At 62.1% G+C, this 18515-nt stretch carries 15 protein-coding genes; 12 read left to right on the forward strand and 3 right to left on the reverse strand.

The window, feature by feature from the left end; genetic code table 11:
• The first annotated feature begins 27 nt into the window (after nt 1-27).
• The 10 genes from EPK99_RS14955 (at nt 28) to EPK99_RS15000 (ending at nt 12685) form a co-directional block, all read left to right on the forward strand.
• Nucleotides 28-1056: an ABC transporter permease gene (locus EPK99_RS14955; RefSeq protein WP_128443874.1), complete on the forward strand. Its 1029-nt coding sequence runs from the start codon at nt 28-30 to the stop codon at nt 1054-1056.
• Nucleotides 1056-1937, forward strand: a complete 882-nt coding sequence (locus EPK99_RS14960) for an ABC transporter permease (protein WP_128443875.1) — start codon at nt 1056-1058, stop codon at nt 1935-1937. Before EPK99_RS14955 ends, EPK99_RS14960 begins: the two co-directional genes overlap by 1 nt.
• Before the next feature lie 3 nt (nt 1938-1940).
• Nucleotides 1941-3587, forward strand: coding sequence for an ATP-binding cassette domain-containing protein (locus EPK99_RS14965; RefSeq protein WP_128443876.1), 1647 nt, complete (start codon nt 1941-1943; stop codon nt 3585-3587).
• A gap of 12 nt (nt 3588-3599) precedes the next feature.
• Entirely contained in the window at nt 3600-5156 is a 1557-nt protein-coding gene (locus EPK99_RS14970) for a hydantoinase/oxoprolinase N-terminal domain-containing protein (protein ID WP_128443877.1), read from the forward strand.
• Nucleotides 5149-6282 carry an S-methyl thiohydantoin desulfurase family protein gene (locus tag EPK99_RS14975; protein WP_128443878.1) on the forward strand — a complete coding sequence of 378 codons (1134 nt, stop codon included), beginning with the start codon at nt 5149-5151 and terminating at the stop codon, nt 6280-6282. Before EPK99_RS14970 ends, EPK99_RS14975 begins: the two co-directional genes overlap by 8 nt.
• Before the next feature lie 44 nt (nt 6283-6326).
• Nucleotides 6327-7925, forward strand: coding sequence for an ABC transporter substrate-binding protein (locus EPK99_RS14980; RefSeq protein ID WP_128443879.1), 1599 nt, complete (start codon nt 6327-6329; stop codon nt 7923-7925).
• A 78-nt stretch (nt 7926-8003) separates the two neighbouring features.
• Nucleotides 8004-9077, forward strand: coding sequence for an S-methyl thiohydantoin desulfurase family protein (locus EPK99_RS14985; RefSeq protein WP_128443880.1), 1074 nt, complete (start codon nt 8004-8006; stop codon nt 9075-9077).
• Entirely contained in the window at nt 9077-10615 is a 1539-nt protein-coding gene (locus EPK99_RS14990; RefSeq protein WP_128443881.1) for a hydantoinase/oxoprolinase N-terminal domain-containing protein, read from the forward strand. Before EPK99_RS14985 ends, EPK99_RS14990 begins: the two co-directional genes overlap by 1 nt.
• A 74-nt stretch (nt 10616-10689) precedes the next feature.
• Nucleotides 10690-11634, forward strand: coding sequence for an isoaspartyl peptidase/L-asparaginase family protein (locus EPK99_RS14995; RefSeq protein WP_128443882.1), 945 nt, complete (start codon nt 10690-10692; stop codon nt 11632-11634).
• 10 nt (nt 11635-11644) lie between these two features.
• Nucleotides 11645-12685: a dipeptidase gene (locus EPK99_RS15000; protein WP_128443883.1), complete on the forward strand. Its 1041-nt coding sequence runs from the start codon at nt 11645-11647 to the stop codon at nt 12683-12685.
• 99 nt (nt 12686-12784) lie between these two features.
• On the opposite strand, the gene EPK99_RS15005 is transcribed toward EPK99_RS15000, so the two are convergent.
• Nucleotides 12785-13687, reverse strand: coding sequence for a LysR family transcriptional regulator (locus tag EPK99_RS15005; protein ID WP_128443884.1), 903 nt, complete (start codon nt 13685-13687; stop codon nt 12785-12787).
• Between the two features lie 111 nt (nt 13688-13798).
• On the opposite strand from EPK99_RS15005, the gene EPK99_RS15010 reads away from it, so the two are divergent.
• Nucleotides 13799-14551: an SDR family oxidoreductase gene (locus EPK99_RS15010; RefSeq protein ID WP_128443885.1), complete on the forward strand. Its 753-nt coding sequence runs from the start codon at nt 13799-13801 to the stop codon at nt 14549-14551.
• Between the two features lie 92 nt (nt 14552-14643).
• On the opposite strand, the gene EPK99_RS15015 is transcribed toward EPK99_RS15010, so the two are convergent.
• Nucleotides 14644-14904, reverse strand: a complete 261-nt coding sequence (locus tag EPK99_RS15015; protein WP_128443886.1) for a DUF6074 family protein — start codon at nt 14902-14904, stop codon at nt 14644-14646.
• A gap of 573 nt (nt 14905-15477) precedes the next feature.
• Between EPK99_RS15015 and EPK99_RS15020 the strand changes: the two genes are divergently transcribed.
• Nucleotides 15478-16053: a DNA-3-methyladenine glycosylase gene (locus EPK99_RS15020; protein ID WP_128443887.1), complete on the forward strand. Its 576-nt coding sequence runs from the start codon at nt 15478-15480 to the stop codon at nt 16051-16053.
• A 9-nt stretch (nt 16054-16062) separates the two neighbouring features.
• On the opposite strand, the gene EPK99_RS15025 is transcribed toward EPK99_RS15020, so the two are convergent.
• Complete coding sequence (locus tag EPK99_RS15025; RefSeq protein WP_164901780.1) at nt 16063-18513, reverse strand: cellulose biosynthesis cyclic di-GMP-binding regulatory protein BcsB; 2451 nt, start codon at nt 18511-18513, stop codon at nt 16063-16065.
• Between the last annotated feature and the right edge of the window lie 2 nt (nt 18514-18515).

Consider the following 18515-nt stretch of genomic DNA (forward strand, 5'->3'; position numbering starts at 1 on the left):
AAATGATGCACGGGGACCTGTCCGACGATGCAGCAACATCCACTGGTCGCAATTCTCACCCGCATCGGCACATTCGTGCTGGTGATGATTGCACTATCGATCATGATCTTCGTTCTGGCACGGATCGTCCCTGGTGATCCGGCACGGATGGCGCTAGGTCCGTCCGCCACCTCGGACCAGGTTCAGGCGGTGCGTCTGCAAATGGGTCTCGACCAGCCGCTGGTGGTTCAATACCTCGACTACGCCGGCAAGGCCCTGCGCGGCGATCTCGGCATGTCGCTGGTCTCTCAAAGACCGGTCATTACGGACCTTGCCCAGACCGTACCCGCTACGCTGGAACTTGTCTTCGTATCCGTTGTCTTCATGTTCGTCGTCGCCGTCCCGCTTGGTGTCGTGATGGCGCATTATCGCGATCGAACTATCGATCATGTCGGACGCCTGCTTTCGCTGACCGGCGTCATCATCCCGAGCTTCCTGTTTGCGATCACGCTGCAATTGGTGGCGGCGCGCTTCATGTCCGGCTGGCCGATCATCGGCCGGCTAGATCACGACATCAGTTGGGGCGGTGGCCCAACCGGTCTTCTGCTTCTCGATGGGCTTCTCGCGGGCCGGCTGGACGTCACTCTCAATGCGCTGCAACACCTCATCCTGCCGGCCTTCGCCTTGTCGATGGCGGGCATCGGCCAGATCACCCGCATCACGCGCTCGGCGATGATCGAGAACCAGCGCAAGGACCATGTACTGACCCTCAAGAGTTTCGGCGTGCCGGAACGGGTGATCATCTTCAAGTACCTGCTAAAGCTCTCGTCCATCGCGCCTCTGACGATCATGGGGCTCGAATTCGCCTCGCTGATCGGCAATGCCTTCGTGATCGAAATGGTCTTCGCCTGGGGCGGCTTCGCCTCGTACGGATTGACCTCTATCCTGCAGAAGGATCTGAACGCCGTCACAGCCGTCGTGCTTGTCGCAGGGCTATTCTTCATCATTGCGAACCTGATCGTCGATATCCTCATCACGGTCATCGACCCGCGCCTGCGCCGCAAGGAGGCACGTTGATGGCCGATATGAAAGTGCTCGACGCATCCGAGCGTGGGCTAAGTGCCAGCTACATGATGTGGTATCGCTTCAGCCGCAACCCCGCTGCGGTGATCGGCACACTGATCATCCTCTCGGTGCTCTTCCTCGCCGCGTTCGCGCCTTGGCTGACGCCCTATCCCAAGCATGTCGGCGCCGTGGTCGATTTCCGCGCGCGGCACCTGCCGCCGGATGCCGCCCACTGGTTCGGAACAGACAAGGCGGGACGCGACATATTTTCGCGGACGATCTTCGGCCTCCGCATCTCGCTTCTGCTGGTGGTCGGCGTGCTCGGTATCTCTGTGCCGGTCGGCGCCGTCCTCGGCCTGATGGCGGGATATTTCGGCGGCTGGGCCGAGAAGCTGATCAGCGGCCTGACGAACGTCATGCTGGCCATGCCGCCGCTGGTCATGGCGCTGGCCGTCTCGAACCTGCTCGAACCGAACCTTATGAATGCGATGATCGCCATCACGCTTCTGTGGTGGACCTGGCACGCGCGGCTGATCTACACGGTCTCGAAGTCGATCGCCTCGGAAGACTATATCGAGGCGGCACGGCTTGCAGGCGCCGGACCGGTCCATATTTTGTTTCGCGAAATCCTGCCAAACTGCATCCCCGTCATCTCCGTCAAGACGACGCTCGATGCCGCCTTCGTCATCCTGTTCGGCGCGACGCTGAGCTTCCTCGGCTTCGGCGTAAAGCCGCCAATCCCTGACCTCGGATCAATGGTTGCGGACGGACGGCAGTTCATGCCCGATTACTGGTGGGAGGTTCTCTGCCCCGGCCTCGCAGTCCTCTACGTGACGCTCGGCTTCAACCTGCTGGGCGACGGCCTGCGCGACATGTTCGACGTGGAGAGCTAAGCTATGGCCGAACCGCTTCTCAAGGTGGACAACCTCACCGTCTCCTTCACCACGTATGGACGTACGCGGCAGGTCCTGAACGATGTCGGGTTTACCGTCGCGGCCGGCGAGCGAGTAGCCCTGATCGGCGAGACCGGCTCGGGCAAGTCGGTGACCGCCAAGGCAATCATCGGCACGCTGCCGAAAAATGCGGCCATCCGCTCGGGCTCGATCTCGTTCAGCGGCCGCGACGTCCTTGCCATGTCGCGTGGCGAACGCGAAAGCCTCAAAGGCAGCGCTTTTTCGTTGATCATGCAGGATCCGCTTTCCTCGTTCAATCCGGTCTTCAAGATCGGGACCCATCTCGACGATGTGATGCGGTTCGCCGACAAGCGCGAGGGAAAATTGTCCTCCAAAGCCGAGCGTCGGACCCGCATTGCGGCGGTGTTGCGCCGCGTGCAGCTGGCCGATACCGACCGGGTCATGAACGCCTATCCGTCCGAACTCTCAGGCGGCATGCGGCAGCGCGTGCTGATCGGACTGGCGCTCCTGCATCAGCCGAAGCTGCTGATCGCCGACGAGCCGGGCACGGCGCTCGACGTCACCACGCAGGACGAGATCCTCAATCTGATCAATCAGTTGGTGGTCGAGGAGAACATGGCTCTCCTGATGATCACCCACAATCTCGGGGTGGTGCGCAAAATCGCCGACCGGGTCGTGGTCATGTATCACGGTGATATCGTCGAAACGGGTCCCTGCGCGGAGATCCTGTCCAGCCCGAAGCAGCCCTATACGCTGTCGCTTCTCGATGCGGTGCCGCCTCTCTATGGCTCCCGGGTCACCGATCTGCCGCAGAGCACCCGCCCGCCCATCGTCACGGTGGAAAAGTTGAACAAGATCTACGGCCGGCGCAATGGCTACCATGCGGTGCGCGATGTCGACCTCATCCTGCGCGAGGGCGAAGTCTTCGGGCTCGCTGGCGAGTCCGGCTCCGGCAAAACCACTGTCGCCCGCATCATCATGGAACTCTCCAGGCCGACGACCGGTCGGGTTACCATCGATACCCCGCCGCCCGCCAAAGGCAAGCACCTCACCCAGATCGTCTATCAGAATCCCGGCACCTCGCTAAACCCGAAGCGCACGGCAAGGCAGACATTGAGCGTGCCTCTGAAGTCGATCGGGCTTGGCGGAGCGGCGTGCGAGGCGCGGATGAACGAGCTGATGGACCTCGTCCGCCTGCCCCAATCCTATCTCGGCAAATATCCGCACGAGCTTTCGGGCGGCCAGAAGCAACGCGTGGCGATTGCCCGGGCATTGGCTGCGGAACCGAAGATTCTGATCCTCGACGAGCCGACAGCGGCACTCGACGTGTCGGTGCAGAAGACGGTGATCGAACTGCTATTGCAGCTGCGCAAGGATCTGGGCCTCACCTACCTGATGATCAGCCATGATTTGTCGCTGATGCGAAATTTCTGCTCGCGCATCGCCATCATGCTGCGCGGCGAGATCGTGGAGGAGGGCGCAACGTCGGACGTCTTCGCCGATCCCAAACACCCTTACACGCGCGCGCTGATTGCTGCGATTCCGGTCGTCAGTGATGAGGAGGAGCGCCTGAAACCCGTCGTGACCGAGCAAGAGCGCATGCGCTTTCTCGTCAAGACCACTGATTGAGAGGAGCCTGACGTGTATCGGGTTGGAATTGACGTTGGAGGCACCAATACGGATGCCGTCGTCCTGCAGGCCAAAACGGTTCTGGCGGGGGTGAAGGCCTCCACCACCGAGGATGTAACATCTGGCGTCATCGAGGCGCTGGAAAAGGTGATCGAGGCGTCCGGCATCGACCGCCAGCAGATTGCCGCGGTGATGATCGGCACCACGCATTTCACCAATGCGGTCATCGAGCGCCGCCATATGGAGGAAGTCGCGGCAATTCGGCTCGGTCTGCCGTCGGGGGCCGGACTGCCGCCGATGGTCGACTGGCCGGATGACGTGCGCGAGATCGTTGGCAATCATGGGTATCAGGTGCGGGGCGGCTATGAGTTCGATGGACGCGAGCTTTCACCGCTGGACGAAGACGAGATCGTGCGCATCGCCGGCGACATCCGGGCGAAGGGTCTGAAGGCCGCCGCCGTGACCTGCGTTTTCAGTGGCGTCAACGACGCGATGGAAGTCCGCACGAAGGAGATCTTGCAGCAGCAGTGCCCCGGCCTGCCGGTCGTTATGTCAAAGGATATCGGTCGTCACGGTCTCCTGGCACGCGAAAGTGCCGCGATCATCAATGCCAGCCTCCTGTCGCTGGCGGATCGTACGGTTGCGGCCTTCGGCAAGGCTTTGGCGGCAGCCGGCATCGCCTGCCCGTTCTACATCACCCAGAATGACGGGACACTGATGGCAGCCGATATCGTGCGTTCCTTCCCGGTCCTGACATTTGCGTCCGGCCCGACGAACTCGATGCGCGGCGCGGCCTTCCTGACCGGCATCAAGGATGCCGTCGTCGTCGATGTCGGCGGCACCACCACCGATGTCGGCTCGCTGTCGCACGGCTTTCCGCGCCAGGCGTCCACCACCGTCGATATCGGCGGTGTGCGTACGAATTTCCGGATGCCCGACGTGTTTTCGATCGGGCTCGGTGGCGGCTCGCTGGTCATCCAGGGCGACAAGGGCATTGTCGTCGGGCCGAAGTCGGTTGGCTACCGGGTGCGCCAGGACGCCCTGTGCTTCGGCGGTTCGACATTGACCGCGACAGACATCGCCGTCGCCACCGGCAAGGCGGATGTCGGGGACAAGGGGCTGGTGGGCGACCTCGACAGGTCTCTGGTCGAAGCTGCTGCGGCAAAAATCAACGCCATGCTGGAAGCGTGCGTCGAGCGCAGCCGCATTTCGGCAACGCCGTTGCCGGTGATCGCCGTCGGCGGCGGTTCGATCCTGATGCCGGATCGCATCGGTGAGCTGGATGTGATCCGGCCGGACAACTTCGCCGTCGCCAATGCCGTTGGCGCTGCGATTGCGCAGATCAGCGGCGAAACCGATCGGGTCTTCTCGCTGATCGACGGGCGCACACGCGAAAGCGCGCTTGCCGAAGCCGAAGCGGAAGCCCGCGAAAAGGCGATTGCCGCGGGCGCGATGGCCGACACGCTGGAGGTCATCGAGCGCGAGGATACGCCGCTCGCCTACCTGCCGGGAAATGCCACCCGTATTCATGTGAAAGTCGTCGGAGAAATGGGAGGCCATGATGCCTGAGGCCCGCAAGCTGAAATACGACGAGGCCAATATACGCACGCTGACGGTCGAAGACCTCGACGCACTGGAGATCGGTGCCGGCATTCTCGGCACCGGCGGCGGCGGCAACCCCTATCAGGGCAAGCTTTTGGCGCTGGAAGCGATGAAGGCCGGCTACAAGATGAGAGTTCTTGCGACCGATCGGATCGAGTCGGATGCACTGTGCATGTCGATCGGCGGTATCGGCGCGCCGGTGGTGGGGGTCGAGCGTTTGCGCGAGGGCCGTGAAGGCCTGCGCTGCCTGCGGGCGATGGAGGACCTGATCCGGTCGCCGATCGATGCCATGGTCTGCGAGGAGATTGGTGGCGCTAACGCCATCAATCCGCTTGTCACGGCAGCGCTTGCCGGCCTGCCGATGCTCGATTGCGACGGCATGGGACGCGCCTTTCCCGAAATGCAGATGACGACCTTCTCCATCTACGGCCACAGCTCCACGCCGTCGGTCATGTGCGACCTCCATGGCAATGCCGTGATCTTCAGCCATGCGGTTTCCGAGGTCTGGCACGAGCGCATGGCGCGTGCCTGTGTGGTGGCGCAAGGTGGAGGCGCCATGCTGGCGACGGCGCCGATGCAGGCACATTTCGTGCATCGTTACGGCATTCCCAAAAGCTATACCAAGGCAATTGCCATCGGCGAGGCGGTGATCAAGGCCCGCAAGGCGCAGGAGGATCCGATCGCGGCCGTCTGCGCGCTCGAACACGGCCGCCGCATCTTCAATGGCAAGATCACCGATCTGAAGCGCCATCTGCGTGGCGGTTTCGCGGTCGGCGACATGGAGCTGACCGGCTTCGACGATTGCGTTGGCCAGACCGCTTCGGTCGCAATCCAGAACGAATTCCTGATCTTCAGGCGCAACGGCAAGGTCGAGGTTTCCGTTCCCGACCTGATCGTGCTGCTCGATGTCGATACGGGCTATCCGATCACCACCGAGATGCTGCGCTACGGCCAGCGTGTCGCGGTGCTGGCGATACCCTGCCACGATCTCCTGCGCAGCGCGCAGGCGCTCGAAGTCGTCGGCCCGAAAGCGTTCGGATATCCAGACATCACCTTTATGCCGCTGCCGTCCGCTGTGCGTGCGGCAGCCTAACCATAAATAAGCGGAGCGTTTCCGCATCAAAGAGAGGAACTTGCATGAAAACCCATTTCCTGACCTCGCGCCTGGCCGCTCTCGCGCTCGGCACCGGCATGGCCTTGCTGATGAATTCCGCAACCGCGTCTGCGGCGGCCGACAAGGTATCCATCGCCGTCAACACGATGCAGATCTTCTCATCGCTCGATCCGGCCAAAGTCACGGATTACACGGGCTATATGGCGATCGTGAACATGTATGACGGCCTGACGACCGTCGGCCCGTCCGGCGAGATCATTCCGCATCTCGCCAAGTCCTGGGATATTTCCAGCGATGGCCTGACCTATACCTTTCACCTGCGCAATGACGTGAAGTTCCAGGACGGCACGCCGGTCAAGGCCTCCGATCTCGTCTGGTCCGTCAAGCGGCTGCTCGGCATCAACAAGGGTCCGTCGAACCTGATCGTCGGGCTGATCAAGCCGGAAAACGTCATCGCCCCGGACGATGCCACTTTTACCGTCAAGCTTGACCGCCAGTTCTCGCCCTTCATGTCGATCACGCCTCTGTTCATGGCGCTGAACCAGAAGCTGGTCGAGGGCAGCACCAAGCCCGAGGACAAGTGGGGCGAAGCCTATGTCGGCGAGCACTCCGCCGGTTCCGGTCCCTACAAGCTCGTCAGCTACAACCGTTCGGCCGACATGGTCATCGCCCGCAATGCCGACTACTTCCTCGGCTGGACCAAGGGCAAGCCGATCGACGAGGTCCGCTTTGTCCAGACCAGCGACGACGCGACCGTCAAGGCGCTGGCGGAAAAGGGCGAGCTTGGCCTGTCCTCGCACGGGCTCGGCAACGATACCTATGAAGCGCTCGGCAGGATGAAGGGCTACAAGGTCATCCAGACGCCGACCGCTGGCGGCTTCGTCATCAAGCTCAACACCAAGGTCTACCCGACAGACGACGTGCATGTCCGTCGCGCGATTGCCTATGCGACGGACTACAAGACCATCCAGGAAGTCATCTACCCCGGCACTGACATGACCGGTCCGCTTTCGACCGCCTTCAAAGAAGCCCATAATGACGGAATCGAACCCGGCGTGTTCGATCTGGAAAAGGCCAAGGCAGAACTCGCCAAGTCGAAATATGCCGGCCAGAAGATCACACTGGTCAACAGCTACGTGGCCTCGCTTGCCTTCGAGGCGGAAGTGGCGCTGATGCTGCAAGCCAATCTCGAACAGATCGGCATCACGCTCGACATCAAGCCGGAGCCTTGGAACCGCATTGTCGAGCTTTCCGCCAAGCCGGAGACAACGCCTGCCTCGACGCAGGTCAACGTTTCGCCAAGCTATCCCTCGCCGGATTCGATGTTCTACAACCAGTATCATTCCAAGGCTGCCGGCACCTGGTGGTCGATGGAATGGCTACAGAACCCGGAGGTCGACGCGCTGATCGACAAGGCTCGCAGCGAGACCGACGTGGCGAAGCAGAATGCTACCTACAAGGAACTGCAGGCCAAGATCGCCGATCTGCAGCCAGATGTCTGGGCCGTGGCACCGAACCGCCGTTACGGCGCCAACAAATGCCTGCAGGGCTATTCGTTCATCCCGATGCAGAGCTGGGACCTGAACTTCTCCAACTTCTATTGGGACTGCAAGGCGAACTGAGCCTCTTCAGCCAATCATGCCAATCCGGCCCGCATTCGTGCGGGCCGGACAATGCCAGCGACTGCCGACAGGTGAAACATGCTTCAGGAATTCCCCGAGGAAAATATTGAACCGCTCGCCACGGGCGCCTGGATTCTGGGCACCGGCGGCGGTGGAAATCCATATATTTCGACCCTCAACCTGCGCAGGCTCTATGCCGAAGGTCGCCGGGTGCAGATCATCGACCCGATGGATCTTGCCGATGACGACATGGTCGCCGTCGTATCCCTGATGGGCGCACCGCTGGTGGGGCAGGAGCGTCTGAGCGATCCGGCACAGCTCGCCCGCGCCGTCGAAATGATGGAGGATTATCTCGGTAAGCCGTTCCGCGCCATTATGAGCGTCGAGATCGGCGGTTCGAACGCGCTGTCGTCTTTCCTCGCCGGCGCCATGCTCGACCGCCCTGTCGTCAACGCCGACGCCATGGGCCGCGCATATCCCGAAGCCCAGATGACATCGTTTGCGATCGGCAACCTGCCGATGTTCCCGTTGTCGCTGGTCGACATCCGCGACAATGAGGTCATCGTCACCCGTGCCGCCTCCTGGAAATGGATGGAGCGCATTTCACGAAAAGTCTGCACGGAAGTCGGCTCGACGGCTGCCACATGCAAGGCTCCGCGCACCGGCCGGGAAGTCAAGGACTGGGGCATCCACTACACGGTCACCAAAGCGACCGAGCTCGGTCGCGCCGTCATCGATGCGCGTGCCCGCCACGATGATCCCGTCCAGGCGGTGCTCGATCACGAAGGTGGCAAGCAGCTGTTTCGCGGCAAGGTCATCGACGTGGTACGTGAAACCACCGGCGGCTTTCTGCGCGGTAAGACCGTGATCGAAGGCATCGACACAGACAAGGGGTCTCAGTTGGAACTGGCGTTCCAGAACGAGTGGGCGGTCGCCTTCCGCGATGGCGCACCCGTCGCCATGACGCCGGATCTTCTCTGCCTGCTCGACACCGTTTCCGGTGGCGCGATCGGTACGGAATCCGTTCGTTATGGGCAGCGGGTCACGGTCGTCGCGCTGCCAGCGCCGGAACTGCTGACTTCGCCAGCGGGTATTGCTGCCGTCGGGCCTCGCGCCTTTGGTTACAACATTGATTTCAAATCGGTATTCTGATGAAACGCATCGGCATTGACGTAGGCGGCACCAATACGGACGCCGTGCTCATCGACGGGGACACGATCCTGTCCTCGATCAAGGTCCCGACCACGCAGGACGTGATGTCCGGCGTCAAGGCGGCACTCGGGCATGTGTCCGGCCAGATCGGTCCGAGCGACAGGCCGATCGATGCCGTGATGATCGGCACCACGCATTTCACCAATGCGGTGGTCGAGCGCGCCCGGCTGGAGCGGGTCGCGGCGATCCGCATTGCGCTGCCAAGCGGCTCCTCTCTGCCGCCGATGTGCGACTGGCCGGATGATCTGCGCGCAGCGGTCGATCCGCTGATCTTCATGGTGCATGGCGGCCACGAATACGATGGCAGCCCGCTGGTGCCGATGATCCCGGACGAGATTCGCGAAGCCGCGATGAAGATCCGCGATGCCGGTATCACCTCGATCGCCATTTCGGCGGTATTTTCGCCGCTGACCACCGAATGCGAGGTCAGGGCCGCGGAGATCGTTCGCTCAATCATTCCGAGCGCCCGCATCACCCTGTCGCACACGCTCGGCCGTATCGGCTTGCTGGAACGGGAGAACGTGGCGCTTCTGAATGCGGCGCTGCAGTCGCTCGGCAAGACCACGGTCCAGGCCTTTTCCGATGCGCTGCGCGAAGCCTCGATCTCCGCTCCGTTCTTCCTGACCCAGAACGATGGCACCGTGGCGCTGGCGGACGTGGCTGCATCCAACCCGGTGCACAGCTTTGCCTCCGGCCCCACCAACTCCATGCGCGGCGCGACTTTCCTGACCGGCTTGAGTGATGCAATGGTCATCGATGTCGGCGGCACCACGTCCGATATCGGTTGCCTGGTCGGCGGATTTCCGCGCGAGGCGAACAATATCGTCCATGTCGGTGGTGTCCGCACACTGTTCCGCATGCCGGACCTTCTGCCGATCGCGCTTGGCGGCGGTACGATCATCGATCCGCACACCGGCAAGATCGGTCCGCGTTCGGTCGGATACCGCATCCTCAGCGAAGCTTGCGTGTTCGGCGGCGATACGCTGACGACCTCGGATGTGGCGGTGGCGGCGGGTCTGATCGACATGGGTGATCGAGACCTGGTGAAGGATCTCGATCCGGCCTTCGTCGCGGCAAGCCTTGCCCGTATCCGCGACATGGTGGCCGATAGTTTCGACCAGATGAAGACTTCATCCGACGACGTACCGCTGATCGCAGTCGGTGGAGGCGCCTTCCTGATCCCTGAGCGGATTGGCGGCGCTTCAGAGGTGCTCCGGGTCGAAAATGCCGGCGTCGCCAATGCACTCGGCGCGGCGATGGCACAGGTATCGGGCGAGGTCGATCAGGTGTTTTCCGGCGTCAGCCGAGACGAGGCTTTGTCCACCGCGGAAGCCGAAGCGCAGAATGCAGCCATCGCCTCCGGTGCCAGCCGTGAGAGCCTCAAGACGCTCGAGGTTGAAGACATTCCGATCGCTTATTTGCCCGGTGGCGCTCGGCGTGTACGGGTACGGGTGATCGGCGATATCGCCTTTAACTGAGGGCCTGCCGGTTCGTTCGGACAGGCATTTTCCATCGGCCTCGGGGAACGAGGTTTTCGAAATCGGAGCGGAACATGACGAAGATCGCTTTGGCGATACACGGCGGATGCGGCGTGATGCCGGAGGACAGCATGAGCGTGGAAGAATGGGCTGCTGCCCGCGATGACATCGCCGCCGCTCTGCGCGCCGGATATGCCGTGCTCGCGAGCGGCGGCCGAGCAGTCGAGGCAGTCGAGGCCGCCGTCGTGGTGATGGAGAACAGCGCGCATTTCAACGCCGGGCATGGAGCGGCGCTCAACGAAAACGGCATCCACGAACTCGATGCCTCGATCATGGATGGCGAGACGCTGGCTGCCGGGGCGATCAGCGCTGCGCGGACTATACGCAATCCGGTAAAGGCGGCCCGCGCTCTGATGGAGGACGGCCGCGCTGTATTTCTGACGGCAGGCGCCGCAGACACGTTTGCCGAGGCCAAGGGCCTGGATATCGAGCCGCAATCCTATTTCACCACCCGAAAGCGGCAGGATGCGCTGGCGGCGATGAAGTCACATGCGACAGCAGGAACGGAAGGGACGGAGAACGAGAAGCATGGCACGGTGGGCGCGGTTGCGCTTGATGCGGCAGGCCATCTTGCTGCCGCGACTTCGACCGGCGGCTACACGAACAAGCCTGATGGCCGCGTGGGTGACAGCCCGGTCATCGGCGCAGGCACCTATGCGCGCGACGGCATCTGCGCAGTCTCCGGGACCGGCAAGGGCGAATTCTTCATCCGTTATGTCGTGGGGCACGAAATTGCCTCGCGCATGGCCTATCTCGGGGAAGATCTTGAAACAGCCGCGGATGTCGTCGTCAATCGCGACCTTGCCCCGCATCAGATCGGCGCGGGCCTTGTCGCTATCGACGCCAAGGGCGCAATCAGTGCACCCTTCAATACACCGGGCATGTTCCGGGGCTGGGTGACGCCCGAAGGCAAGGCATTCGTCGCCACGCACGAAACAATCCACGCAATCGTACTGTAAGGAGGTTCGCGTGACCGAACCAGAAGCTCCCGTTCCGGTATTCGACGGACACAACGATATTCTCTCCCGCCTGATGCGCGAGGGCCGCGAAGGCGCGGAAGCGCGTTTCCTGAACGGCCAGCCGGGCGTGCATATAGATCTTCCCCGCGCACGAAGTGGCGGAGTCGCCGGCGGGCTTTGCGCCGTCTACGTACCGTCCGGTCGGGACCTCGACGCCAACGGCGACCTGCCGCGCGTCGATCGTCAGAGCGCGCTCGACCAGACGATCGCGCAGGCAGCGCTTCTGCGAAGCATAGAAGCCCAGTCGGAAGGCGCCTTCAAGGTCTGCGTGTCCGCCGGCGAAATCCGCGCTGCGATGGCGGAAGACCGTTTCGCCGCGATCTTCCATATCGAGGGCATCGAGGCTGCCGGCGCGGATCTCGATCTTATTCCGGTCCTGCATGCCGCGGGCTTGCGAACGCTTGGTCCCGTCTGGAGCCGTCCGAACATTTTTGCGCATGGCGTTCCCTTCCGCTTCGGCCATAAGCCCGATATCGGTCCGGGGCTGACCGAGGCAGGCCGCGATCTGATCCGGCTGTGCAATCGCCTGAAGATCATGGTCGATCTCTCGCATATGAACGATGCCGGCTTCTGGGACATAGCGAAGATCTCCGATGCGCCGCTGGTCGCCTCCCATTCGAATGCGTTTGCGATCTGCCCGCACAGCCGCAACGCGACCGACGCTCAGCTCGATGCCATTCGCGATACTGGCGGGTTGATCGGCCTGAATTTCGGCGTAAAATTCCTGCATCCGGAAGGCAAGGCGGATATCGACCTGGACCTTTCGGTCATGGTCCGCCACATCGACTATCTGGTGGAAAAGGTCGGGATCGATCACGTCGCCTTGGGCTCGGACTTCGACGGAACGCTGATCTCCAGGAGGATCGGCGACGTTACCGGCCTGCCGCGCCTGATGGGAGCGCTACGCGAGGCAGGCTATGACCACGAGGCTCTGGCGAAGATCGCACATCGCAATTGGATCTCGGTGTTGGAGCGCACTTGGGGCGTCTAGAGTGTGTTCCCGACACGCTTTAAGACAACCACCATGCAATCTCGGCTATTGGCCTCGGTCCCGTCACCGACCCCCAGGGTGGCCGGCGAGCGGGTTCTGCTAACGGCGCGCCAGCGCATCACGCGGGAATCCCGCCGCGAGGCTGTCGATGAATTTCCGAACGGCCGGTGGAAGGCCGCGGCGCGTGGTGAAGACAAGGTGGACGAGCCCCTGCACGCCTCGCCATGCCGGCAGCACTCTCACCAACGTTCCCGCTTCCAGGGCCTCTCGGCACGTGTGATCGGGGAGGAGCGCGACCCCCAGACCGGTAACGGCCGCTGTTCTGACCGCTGAAAAGTCGGCGCATCCCATCCTTGGAATGTGACGCAAGTTATGTGTGCGGCCGTCATCGGTCTCGAGATGCCAATCGATGTCGTTCTGCTCGTCGGTGGTTGCAAGCGTTGGCAGTCCCGAAAGGCTTTCCACATCCGCGATCCGGCTCGCCAGTTGCGGACTGGCAACCAGAATGCGGATCGAATTGCCGAGCGACCGCATCGTCAGCGACGCATCGCTGTCCAAAGCCGTGCGGACGCGCAGCGCGACATCGATCCTTTCCTCAATGAGATCGACGGGCCGATCGATGGCAAGGAGTTGCAGCCGCACCTTCGGATACTGGGCAAGAAACTGCATGACGAGCGCCGAGATAGGTTCGATGAGCCCGGTCGGGCAGCTCATCCGGATTAGCCCGTGCGGTTCCGATTGCGCCTCCGCAACAAGGGTTTCCGCACGTTCGGCCTCTGCCAGCATCGCCTTGCACCGCTGATAGAAGGCCTGCCCGACGTCGGTGACGCGGAAGCGCCGGCTCGACCGCTCGATGAGCCGCACGCCCAACCGTGCCTCGAGGCCAGCGACCCGGCGGCTTAGTTTCGATTTCGGCTCATGCAGTGCCCGTCCCGCAGCGGCAAATCCGCCATATGCCACCACTTCTGCAAAATATGCCAAATCATTCAGGTCGCTTCGCATTATCGTTCCTTATTTGGAACGCTAAGTAGCAGTTTTGCCGACTATGTGCATCAGCGTTCTGCGGGCATGGTCTCCCAACGGCATTGGAGCCGGATCAAGCGGAGAAAGACAATGACGAACAGGTTTCAGAACAGGGTCGTAATCGTGACAGGCGGGACGAGCGGCATCGGCCTTGCAACCGCAAAGGCCTTCGTGGCAGAGGGCGCCTGGGTGTTCATCACCGGCCGCCGTCAGCAGGCGCTTGATGCCGCAGTCAAAGAGATCGGCGGTGGTGTCGTCGGCGTCCAGGGCGACATGGGCATTCTCGCCGACATCGATCGCCTTTATGACACAGTCCAGCAGAAGCATTCCCAAATCGACGTCGTCTTCGCCAATGCAGGTGGCGGGGAGTTCGCAGCACTTGGCGCTATTACCGAGGAGCATTATCAGAGCACGTTCGACACCAATGTGAAAGGCGTCCTCTTCACCGTCCAGAAAGCCTTGCCGCTGCTGCGCGATGGCGCTGCGATCGTGTTGACCTCTTCGACCACAAGCATTTCCGGGACGCCTGCATTCAGCGTCTATTCCGCGACGAAGGCGGCCATCCGGAATTTCGCACGCAACTGGATCCTCGACCTCAAGGATCGCCGTATCCGTGTCAACGCGATCAGCCCCGGTGTGACCGACACGGCCGGCCTCAACGAACTGTTCGGTAGCGGCGACCAAGCCGAGGGCACGAAAAACTATCTCGCAGGCCTCATTCCTGCCGGCCGTATCGGCAAACCTGAGGAAATCGCTAAAGCGGTGCTCTTCCTTGCCTCCGACGACGCTTCCTTCGTCAACGGCGTCGAGCTGTTTGTCGATGGCGGACAGGTTCAGATCTGACCGCACCACCGATTTGAAGACAAGACGATGTCCAACGACATCGCACCACTCACGGCACTATCGGGGAGAGCGTGAAGCTTTCCCCGAAAGTCTCACGTCCGCCTGCGGGACGCGTCGATGCGTTCTTCGGCAAAGGCCCGTTCCAGTTCCATCTGCACGGCTGCCAGGTAGAGATGCGCCTGGTGCGAAACTTCGGCCTCCTCAACGCCCTGCTCGCGCAAGGCGCAAGCAAAGCGCATCATCTCGGCCCGCCAGAAGCGGTTTGCCTCTTCCCCGTGCAGGTCCTGAAGTGCCTTTACACATCGTCTGATGTCGGCGGTGCGTCGATCTGCGGGAAACTGTACCAGTGACATGCGAACTCCGTTACTTGGCGCGAATCGCTGCGCCTTGAGAGCAACATTCGCCGTCAGTTCTTCAGAAAAGATAAACAAGCGTCACCCCTTCTGGTTTCATGGTCGCAATTGGCACGTCTGTGTTTCGCTTGAAGACATTTGGACCCTGCCGTTAGGCTTCGATTTTACATGACGTCGGCAGGGCGTGGATTAATCGCCTTCTCCATTGAAACTTTCCGCGCTCCCGGGGTTATTCCTCTTCGTCGGTATCGCGGCCGCTCCATGACGGGGCACATGGCCACTGACGGGAGAAGAGGATGCAAAACCTATCGACCATTATCGCCATGGGTTTGGCTTTGGCAGCCTTGGGCTTTGTCCTGTACGAGTTCGTAGGGCGTTTCTAAACCTTGGCCATCGGCGCGGCTGTGCGTCCTCTATGGTGGCAGCGTGCCGCCTTGTCCTTGCTTGCAAGCCTTTTTGCAATTCCGGATCGCGGTTACCACTGAAGCACCGGGCTGCGCGCGCGGACGCCCGAGACAAACACCGGGAACTTACTTATAGCTGCGCTTTCACGGATAAATTGAAGCGCGGCCCATGCTCCTGAACCAAGCATTCTTTTATCGCAGCGCCGTTGAGGTTGCGCATGATCTGATCGGCTACGAATTCGATCTTTCGGGCTGCGGCGGTATCATCGTGGAAACCGAAGCCTATGAGCCGGATGATCCGGCCTCGCACGCCTTCCGGGGGCCTAGCCCCCGCAACAGCGTGATGTTCGGCCCGCCGGCGCACCTCTACGTTTACCGCTCTTACGGGATCCACTGGTGCGCGAATTTCGTCTGCCGCCCGGGAAGTGCAGTGCTTATTCGGGCACTCCAGCCGGTCCGTGGCCTGGAAGATATGGCTGCACGGCGTGGCCGGCCCGATCCGCTTCTGTTGTGCTCCGGGCCTGGCCGTCTCTGTCAGGCGCTCGGCATCGGTATCGAACACAACGGACAGCCGCTGCTGGAGGCACCTTTTACCTTGGCAGCACCGGACACTCAGGCGCAGGTGGTCACCGGACGTCGGATCGGCATCTCCCAGGCTGCCGATTTGCCTTGGCGCTTCGGCCTCGGGGGCTCTCTCCATGTCAGCCGGAAATTCAGCGGCCGTTACGGGCTGCCTCCGCTCTGATCGGGTCGCCTACTCCCGGCCGATCCGTGACAGAAGGCCGGTGGTCGCAAGTCCGACGAGCACGGCGCTGGCGGCCAGAAGCAGGCTGTAGGACATGATATTGTCCGAGAGCCAGTTGGCTGCGATCAATCGTGCATTGGTGAAGGAGAGGCTTTGGGTCGGCAAGAAGCGGAACCAGCTGACCGCCACCGTATCGACCGGCACATCAGCGCCGCCATAGATGGCGATCCGGCCTTTGAGGGCATCCCAGTTATCCTGCATGGCGAACTGCTCCATTCCCTCGGCCAGCGCGTCGCCGCTGGGTGAAATGATGGCCGTCCAGGTGCCCAGCCCCGTCGGATCGCTTTCCTGCGCAACGATCATCTTCGCGGTGCTGGGCGGCTTGTACATCTCGTTGGTCGCCGGTGCAAAGCGTAGCATGGTCGCCGAGAGGTCGAAGTTTTCCTTGGCCCAGTCGGCCAGGGCCGAGAACTGCCGGCTGAGGAAATTATTGCCTGTGCGATCCTGCCAGTCCCGCAGCGTGAGGGAAGACGCGGACGGTGCCTGACTGCCGCCATCGGGATTCCAACTGTTGCGGCTATCCTCATCGATCTTGAGTTGCGACAGGACATTGGCAGGGAACTCCGAGATCGATCCGACGAAGAGCGCATCCCGCCCTGCAGCGCGGGCGGCGGAGATCGTGACGCCGACCGGCATGATCCTGTGCGAGGCGACCGCCGTCTTGCCGAGGAAGGTTGCGGCTGACGAGAGCGTCTTTTCGTCAATACGCCCGAGGAAGAGGGAAACCGGCTCGCGACTGTTGGCATAGGGATAGCCCGTCCCGGCAACCGCACTGAGATTGGGGATCTGGGCAATGCGGGCGAAATCCGGCATTTCGAATTGCGAGCTGCCGAAAAGTGCAAAGCGGGATTTGTCGTCGGCCGTTGCACCTGGCGCGCAGGCTTTGTCGGCCGCGGTCATGAGCGCCGCTTCGATGACGATCGTGTTCACCCCGGGCTTGAAATGCCGCAGCGTGAGCTTGATCGGAAGATGCCGGAGAATGGCGCCGCCCGTCGAGGTGATCGGCACGGTGGACGCAAGATTGCCGTTCACAAGAACGTCGATATGGCTGCCTGGCAGCACGCTGGCGCTGTAAGCCGCGTCGAGAAGGATGCGGGCCTCCCCATATGCGTTGGCGTAGAAGTCGGCTGGTACACCGATGGTGAACCGGGTCCGGTAGAGACGACCGGAGAATTCTTCACCCGCGACACCCATGTTGGCGAAGTTAACGAGACCACCGCCAAATAGCAGAGGCGTATCGACGCCGTTCCAGCTGAGCGTCGACAGGGCTTCGCGTCGTTGCGTAGCTGATCCGTCGGTGGACGTGACGAAGCTCTCGATCAGTCCCTGGATCGAGGGCCAGGTGGGACCGGATAGAACGAGCGCAGAGGCGCCGTTGCCTCCGGGGTAATCGACGAAACTTGCGATCGCTGCAGCGGATGCGACGGAGGCGACATTCGGCAGCTGCGGCCTCAGCTCATCCGGCGTGCCGACGAAAACTGCAAGCTCCCCGGGCTGGAGGGTACCGGAGACCTGTTTCTGCAGGCTGAAAGACTGGTTGGGCATGCCGCCCGTCAGGGCGAGACCCTGCGCCAGGCGCATGAGCACATCGGTTGCGCCGAGCTGGTCGAGCGAGGGCACGATCAACCGGAAGCGCGTCCGGCCCTGGCCGTCGAGCCCCACGGCCCTCAGATCGTCGAGCCGCGTAAACCGCCCGCTTTGTTTGTTGTCGAAGGAGAGGAAGGTTTTCTTAGGGTCGATGTCGGTCCAGAGTTCGAAGGTGGATTCGACGGTGCAGTCCGTGCGGTGGCGCTGATCCGCGCGAAAACGGATGAGGTTCGCGCCTGCCTTCAGCACGCCTGCCGGAACCGTGACTGCCTGTTCCGTCGATTGATCTGAAGAAGCGATCCGCTTGGCGTAAAGCTGGACGTCGTTGACGGTGATACGGAGGTTGGAGACCTCGGGCGCCACGAAGATCGAGTTCTTGTAGGCGAAATGAAGCTTGGCCGGCGACGCGGCCTGTTCGGCGGTCAGATAAACCGACCATGAACGCTGTTCGACCTCACCCGCCAGGCGAAGGCTTCCGGATGGCACGAGATAGCGTCGCCCCAGATCGACAGGCTCTGAAGTCTTGGCCTGAGAAGGTGCCGTCGCTTGTGCTGCGGGAGCCGGCGGCGTTGGCGTAACAGGCCTTGAAGGCAAGGCCTGGCGCGGCGGCGTCAACGGGATGTCACGCGACAAAGGTCTCGGCGGAGCGGCCGGAATTGGCGCCGACGGCGTGCTGGGGGCGGGGGCCGCTGCCGGAGGGGCTTGTCTCCCTTGCTCCGGCCCCATGTCGAAGGGGGCAGGTACAGGTGTTTGTGCCCATGCGCTTGACGCAGACAGGCAGGTGAGCAGAACCAGAAGGGCGGCTTTATTCATGG

Origin of the sequence: Neorhizobium lilium (assembly GCF_004053875.1) — a bacterium.
Classification (GTDB): domain Bacteria; phylum Pseudomonadota; class Alphaproteobacteria; order Rhizobiales; family Rhizobiaceae; genus Neorhizobium; species Neorhizobium lilii.